This window comes from Aminobacter sp. P4_D5, from assembly GCF_056401815.1.
Map to the genome: position 1 here is coordinate 1 of NZ_JBFUIP010000867.1, position 646 is coordinate 646.

Below are 646 nucleotides of genomic sequence, written 5' to 3' on the forward strand. Positions count from 1 at the left end.
ACCGAACCCTGGTGACCTCGCCTCCGGGGCGATTGGCTTCCCGTGCGATGGACATGCCTGCGAAAGGCTCATTGGAACCCGCCAGCGGGCGGACGGCCCGCGCAGCAAGGGCCTGGAAATAGGACACGGTCACTCGGTCACCCGGCCGGATCTGAGCGAGCCGCTGTACGGCGCGGCCTACCACCATGGTCAACAACGCACCGGACTGGGCGCCAGCCTGACCACGTACCAGCACTTCGCGCGATGTGACATCCACGCTTTCAACGACGCCCACGAGCGTCAGGGTTTGCTCGACGTCCACCGATTGGCAAGCGGCGAGCGCGGGCAGGATGAAAGTGAATTGGAGCAGATTGCGTCGGTTCATGGCGTATCTCCTATGGTTGGCGACAGTGAAATGTTGTCGGCGCGAATTACACAGGGCGAGATGGCGCCTTCCTGCGCAGGAGCCGGGACCATCGATGCTGGCCGATCTGTCTCCCGGAAAGCGAAACGGGAGCCCGTCACGGCGCGCGCACCCGTCTCAAGAGCATGGGCGCGCCCTGCAACTCGCCGCGCCCAGGCCCGGCCGTGGCGGCCACGGCGCGAATGGCTGGATGGTCGCGCGCGATGCGCTCACCGTACTCGACCAGCGCGTCGACATCCGCAT

General features: G+C 65.9%; 1 protein-coding gene. It reads right to left on the reverse strand.

Annotated elements, in window-relative coordinates; all coding sequences use genetic code 11:
- On the reverse strand, window positions 1–364 hold a 364-nt coding region (locus tag AC1DWF_RS35485; protein WP_476843148.1), incomplete at its 3' end, for a hypothetical protein.
- Window positions 365–646: the final 282 nt, after the last annotated feature.